Annotated in this window: 5 protein-coding genes and 1 pseudogene; 4 read left to right on the forward strand and 2 right to left on the reverse strand. The window is 62.7% G+C overall.

Annotated features, from left to right (window positions below):
• The 4 genes and pseudogenes from L9Z73_RS23920 to L9Z73_RS23935 all read left to right on the forward strand — a co-directional run.
• A pseudogene (locus L9Z73_RS23920) lies at positions 1–137 on the forward strand (3-(3-hydroxy-phenyl)propionate transporter MhpT); the annotation flags it as partial.
• Positions 138–212: 75 nt separating this feature from the next.
• Positions 213–1484 carry an OprD family porin gene (locus L9Z73_RS23925; protein ID WP_247406355.1) on the forward strand — a complete coding sequence of 424 codons (1272 nt, stop codon included), beginning with the start codon at positions 213–215 and terminating at the stop codon, positions 1482–1484.
• 261 nt (positions 1485–1745) lie between these two features.
• Positions 1746–2807, forward strand: coding sequence for an aromatic ring-hydroxylating oxygenase subunit alpha (locus L9Z73_RS23930; RefSeq protein ID WP_247406358.1), 1062 nt, complete (start codon positions 1746–1748; stop codon positions 2805–2807).
• 29 nt (positions 2808–2836) lie between these two features.
• A complete protein-coding gene (locus tag L9Z73_RS23935; RefSeq protein ID WP_247406360.1) occupies positions 2837–3787 on the forward strand; it encodes a PDR/VanB family oxidoreductase in 951 nt (316 codons plus the stop codon).
• Positions 3788–3793: 6 nt separating this feature from the next.
• Here the strand turns inward: L9Z73_RS23935 and L9Z73_RS23940 are convergent, their stop codons facing one another.
• Together L9Z73_RS23940 and L9Z73_RS23945 are read right to left on the reverse strand one after the other, a co-directional pair.
• The gene (locus L9Z73_RS23940; protein WP_247406362.1) at positions 3794–4507 is read right to left on the reverse strand and encodes a GntR family transcriptional regulator; all 714 of its coding nucleotides are present in this window, start codon (positions 4505–4507) and stop codon (positions 3794–3796) included.
• Between the two features lie 79 nt (positions 4508–4586).
• Entirely contained in the window at positions 4587–5804 is a 1218-nt protein-coding gene (locus L9Z73_RS23945; protein ID WP_345894185.1) for a purine-cytosine permease family protein, read from the reverse strand.
• Positions 5805–5813 lie beyond the last annotated feature (9 nt).

A 5813-nucleotide genomic window follows, 5' to 3' on the forward strand; every position in this document is an offset into this window, starting at 1 on the left:
CGTTGGTGGCCGGCAAAATGCTCGCACTGGGCACGGGCACCGCCGGCGTGATGATGGCCTCGGCACCCGGCATTGTGATTGCGGCGCTGGCGATGTTTTACCTGTCGGTACGCCGCAACCGCTCGCCGGCTGACTGACCGCCAATTCGCACTCCACTTCCGCGCCACGATGGCGCGGGGGTTACTCCAACAACAATAAAAGTGAACACTGCCATGCTCAGGAATTTCTTTCGGGGCGTCAGCGCCTGCACCTGCGTTTTTTCCGTAGGCCAGGCGTGCGCCGCCGGTTTTGTCGACGACAGCCATGCCGATCTGGCGATACGCAACTATTACTTCGATCGCAATTACGTGAACGCCACGCCGCAGGCGGCTGCCCGCGAGTGGGCGCAGGGCTTCATTCTCAACATGCGCTCGGGTTATACCGAAGGGCCTGTCGGCTTCGGTCTGGACGCCCAGGGTTTGCTGGGGGTCCGTCTGGACTCCTCGCCCGCGCGCACGGGGACCGGCCTGCTATCGTACAACCCCACGACCCGTGAACCGGCCAGCGAGTATTCGGAGCTGGGCCTGACAGCCAAGGCCCGGGCCTCCAAGAGCGAGTTGCAACTGGGGACCATCAGCACGTTTTTGCCAATCGCCTTCGCCAGCCCTACCCGCTTGCTACCGCAGACTTTTCGCGGCACGTACCTCAAGTCCCAGGAAATCGACAACCTGACCCTGCACGTCGGCTGGCTCGATCGCATCAACCTGCGCGACTCCACCAACTACCAGAAAATGTCGGTAGCCTCGCCCAACGGCCGCTTCAAAGGCACCGCCGAATCCGACCGTTTTACTTTCCTCGGCGGCGACTATGCCTGGTCGCCGCAACTGACGTTGAAGTACTACCACGCCGAACTGGCTGACCTTTACCGCAAGGATTTCTACGGCTTCGTCGACAATCGCCCGATGGGCCCCGGCAGCCTGAAAAGCGACTTTCGCCTGTTCGTCACCGGCGAGGACGGCGCGGCCAAGGCCGGCCCGGTGGACAACCGCAACGCCGCGCTGATGCTGACTTACAGCCTGGGCGCGCACAGGTTCGGCGCCGGCTACATGCAACTGACCGGCAAGACCGCCATGCCTTACCTGTTCGGCACAGAGCCCTTGGTCATCACCGAAGGCACGCTGAGCTCGGAGTTCCTCAACCCCAAGGAGCGCAGTTGGCAGGTGCGCTATGACTACAACTTTGTCGCGCTGGGCTTGCCCGGGCTCAATGGCATGCTGCGCTACGTCAGCGGCGACAACATTGAGCTACCCAAGCTGGGCGGCAGCAACCTGAAGGAAAGCGAAAAAGACATCGAACTGAACTATGTGCTTCAGGGCACGCCCCTTAAAGGCCTGACCCTGCGCGTGCGCAACGCCTGGTACCGCAATGATTTCATCGCCCAGGCCAGCCATCGGGATGACAATGAGCTACGGGTGAATGTCGATTACACCTGGAAGCTCTGGTGAGTGAATGCCCCGTGATCCACCTGGGCTAGGTGGATCGTTCGAACTCGTCCGTCAGACAGGCCTTGCGGACGCACAGAAAACCCGGCCTCGCGCCGGGTTACTCATTCTGCGAAGACGCAATCAATGGATCCAAAAATACAAAGATGATCGATAATCGCCCAAATAAATCTCGATAAAACCACACCACATGTTGACTCGACGTGACGCGCTTCATTTAATGGATCCATTAAATAAGAACAATCACTCGCCTGGAGAGTCACCATGTACCCCAAGAACACGTGGTATGTCGCCTGCACCCCCGATGAAATCGCGCAAAAGCCGCTGGGTCGGCAGATCTGCGGTGAAAAAATGGTGTTTTATCGCGGGCTGGAAGGCGCCGTCGTGGCTGTCGAGGACTTCTGTCCGCATCGCGGCGCGCCGCTCTCGTTGGGCTATGTCGAAAACGGCAAGCTGGTCTGCGGCTACCACGGCCTGGTCATGGGTGGCGACGGCAAGACCGTCGAAATGCCTGGGCAGCGGGTGCGCGGTTTTCCCTGCAACAAGACCTTCGCCGCGGTGGAACGCTACGGTTTCATCTGGGTGTGGCCCGGCGATCAGGCCCTGGCCGACCCTGCGCTGATCCACCACTTGGAATGGGCCGTGAGTGACCAGTGGGCCTATGGCGGCGGCCTGTTTGACATCCAGTGCGACTACCGCCTGATGATCGACAACCTGATGGACCTGACCCACGAAACCTACGTCCACGCCTCTAGCATCGGCCAGAAGGAAATCGACGAAGCGCCCCCCGTGACCACGGTCGAAGGCGATGAAGTCGTCACCGCCCGACACATGGAAAACATCATGGCCCCGCCGTTCTGGCGCATGGCCCTGCGTGGCAATAACCTCGCCGATGACGTGCCGGTGGACCGCTGGCAGATCTGCCGCTTCACCCCGCCCAGCCATGTGTTGATCGAAGTCGGCGTGGCCCACGCCGGCAAGGGCGGCTACCACGCCGCGCCTGAGCACAAGGCCGCGAGCATCGTGGTGGACTTCATCACCCCGCAAACCGAGACGTCGATCTGGTACTTCTGGGGCATGGCGCGCAGCTTCAATCCTCAGGACTCGGCACTGACCGCGAGCATTCGCGAAGGCCAGGGCAAGATTTTCAGCGAAGACCTGGAGATGCTTGAACGCCAGCAACAGAACCTGCTGGCCCACCCGACGCGCAATCTGCTCAAGCTCAATATCGATGCCGGCGGCGTGCAGTCACGCAAGGTCCTCGAGCGGCTGATCGCCAAGGAACGCACCCTCGCAGCGCAACTGATCACCACGACCAGCGCCTGAACAGCGCGATAACCCTACGAGGACTGAACATGATCGATGTGGTGGTGGTATCCCGCAACAACGAAGCCCAGGACATTTGCAGCTTTGAGTTGGCCAGCGTCGATGGCCAAGCGCTGCCGGCCTTCAGCGCTGGCGCACATATCGACGTGCATCTGCCGGACGGGCTGATCCGTCAATATTCCCTGTGCAATCACCCTGAAGAACAGCATCGCTATCTGATCGGCGTGCTCAAGGATCCAGCCTCTCGTGGCGGCTCCCGCTGCCTGCACGAACACATACAGCCGGGCGCCCGCCTGCAGATCAGCGCACCGCGCAACCTGTTCCCGCTGGCGCACGAAGCCCGACGCAGCCTGCTGTTCGCCGGCGGCATCGGCATCACCCCGATCCTGTGCATGGCCGAGCGTCTGGCCCATATCGGCGCCGACTTCGAACTGCATTATTGTGCCCGCGCCAGTGAACGCGCAGCCTTTGTGCAACGCCTCAAGAACGCATCGTTCGCCGAGCGCGTGTTCCTGCATTTCGACGAGCAGCCCCATACGGCAATGAACACCGCCCAGGTGCTGGCGGCGCCCGACGCCAACGTCCACCTGTATGTCTGCGGCCCCGGCGGTTTCATGCAGCATGTGCTCGATAGCGCTCGGGCCCAGGGCTGGCAGGAGGCATGCCTGCATCGCGAATACTTCGCTGCGGCGCCGCTGGACAGTCGCCTCGATGGGCGGTTTTCGGTGAAGCTCGCCAGCAGCGGCCAGGTCTTCGACGTACCCGCCGACCGGAGCGTGGTCCAGGTCCTGGAAAGCCACGGTATCGAGATTGCTGTGTCGTGCGAACAAGGGATTTGCGGAACCTGCCTGACCCGCGTGCTCGAAGGCATCCCGGAGCACCGCGACCTGTTCCTCACCGAGCAGGAACAAGCGCTGAACGACCAGTTCACCCCCTGCTGCTCGCGCGCGAAAACCCCGCTGCTGGTGCTCGATCTCTGAAAGGCCTCACGCCGTGGGCAGAATGACCTTCATCCGCGCGTTGGCGGTTGCGGAACCGAAGATCTCGGCATAACGCAAGGTCGCGTTGGCGTGCTCGCGCATGATCGCTTCGGCCCGTGCGCCCTGGCGATTGACCAGGGCATCGAAGACCGAGTGATGTTGCATGTGGGCATAGTTGAAACGCCGGTATTCGCGGACCATGTCCTCGCGATCCACCGCCAGTGCGGTCACCGACGCGAACGGCAGGTGATCATTGCGTGCCAGCGCATCGGCGATCGCCGGGTTGTGGCTACCTTCCACGATGACGTGGTGAAAGCGCATGTTCAGGTCGTGATAGACCTCAAGGTCGTCCTCGGTCACGTAGCCCTTGTCGAACAGTTGATCGCCTTCCACCAGGCAGCGCTCAAGCGTCGCACGCGCCGCGTCGGACAAACCGCGCTCGGCAGTTTGACGCGCAGCCAGGCCCTCGAGCACGCCACGCACTTCGACGGCGCCGGCAATGTCGTCCGGGCTGACCGAACGCACCTGATACCCGCGCCCGCCAAACGGCACCAGCAGCCCTTCCTGCTCGAGGGTGCGGAACGCCATGCGCACGGGCATGCGTGACACACCGAACAGTTGCGCAGTGGGAATCTCCATCAGCCGCTCGCCCGCCGCCAACTCGCCGCTGGCGATCATCTTGCGCAGTGCAACCAGCACCAATTGGCCGGGTTTACTCATCCAGGCAACTTCCAGAAAACGTGGGCCGCCATAGTACCGCTAGTAGTACCGCAAGTAGTACCGCAAGCATCCGCCCCCGTCAGACGAACGCCAACGCCGCGCGCGCCGCGTCTATCGCGCCCAGGTGCTGCGCCAACCGGGATGGCAGGTAATCGAAAAAGAACCCGGCGCTTTGCAGCTTGGCGGCACGCAACGGATCATCCTCGGGCAATGCCCTGGAAACCCGTGCGGCCCGCGCCCATGCCAGGGCCAGCAGGGCCACGCCACATAACTGGAGAAAGTCCGGCGCGGCCCGATAGGGGTACTCGCTGTCCTCCCGCGACCGTTCACGTATGGCTTCGACCACACGGGCCAGCGCGTCACACAGGGTGTCCAGCGCCTGGGCGAAACCTGCACACGCGGTAATCGGCACCGCCAGTAACGAGATGAAGGTGATGAACGGGCCGTAGAAACTGTCGGCGATCAGCATGAAGTAGATGGAGCCGGCGAAGATCGCCACGATATCGACGATCACCGCGTACACGCGCTTGACCTTCAAGCCGAGGGTCAGGGTGGTGAGACCGGCCGAATACACCGACAGGTTATTCGACAGCAACAGCCCGCCAAACGCCGTGATCAGGTACGGCACGGCCATCCAGGTGGGCAGCATGTCGCGGATCGCGATGATCGGGTCAGTCGCCGACGCCAGGTCGTTGTTGCCCACCGACAGCAGGCCACCGAGGGTGATCAGCAGCACCAACGGAATGCCCGCGCCGAACGCGGCGGATGCCACCAGGCGCACGGCCGTGACGCTGCGGTGTTGGTAGCGCGACATATCGGCGCCGGCGTTGGCCCAGCCGATACCGGTGCCGGCGGCCATGGTGCCGATGCCGATGAGCATCGCGCTCATGGGCGCCGGGGTGGCGTTGAACACTGCGCTCCAGTCGATGGTCGCGCAGAGGAAACCGCCGACCAGGATATTCAAGGCGCCGAACACGTAGGTCGCCCACTTCTGAATCACCAGCAAGGTGGCGTGGCCCAGGCCGGAAACGGCCAGGGTCAGCAGCACGAAAATAGCGATGAACAGCAGGGTCAGCAGCGGCGCACTTTTCGCCTCGACCGGGGTTTGGAACAGGATCGTACACAACGACAGCAGCACGAAGGCGGCGGTGGTGGTGTTGACGGTTTCCCAACCCAGGCGCGACATCAGCGACACCAGCGTCGGCCCAATATTGCCGCGCACGCCGAAAATGGCGCGGGACAGCGTCAGGCTCGGCGCGCGCCCACGACGCCCGGCGATCGAGATGACACCCACCACCGCGAAGGA

The organism is Pseudomonas emilianonis (assembly GCF_023072625.1).
Taxonomy (GTDB): Bacteria; Pseudomonadota; Gammaproteobacteria; order Pseudomonadales; family Pseudomonadaceae; genus Aquipseudomonas; species Aquipseudomonas paraveronii.

What these genes read in the sequence shown, in the direction of transcription:
- L9Z73_RS23925 (WP_247406355.1), top strand. Translation starts at nt 213, where the DNA reads ATGCTCAGGAATTTCTTTCGGGGCGTCAGCGCCTGCACCTGCGTTTTT.
- L9Z73_RS23930 (WP_247406358.1), top strand. Translation starts at nt 1,746, where the DNA reads ATGTACCCCAAGAACACGTGGTATGTCGCCTGCACCCCCGATGAAATC.
- L9Z73_RS23940 (WP_247406362.1), bottom strand. Translation starts at nt 4,507, where the DNA reads ATGAGTAAACCCGGCCAATTGGTGCTGGTTGCACTGCGCAAGATGATC.
- L9Z73_RS23935 (WP_247406360.1), top strand. Translation starts at nt 2,837, where the DNA reads ATGATCGATGTGGTGGTGGTATCCCGCAACAACGAAGCCCAGGACATT.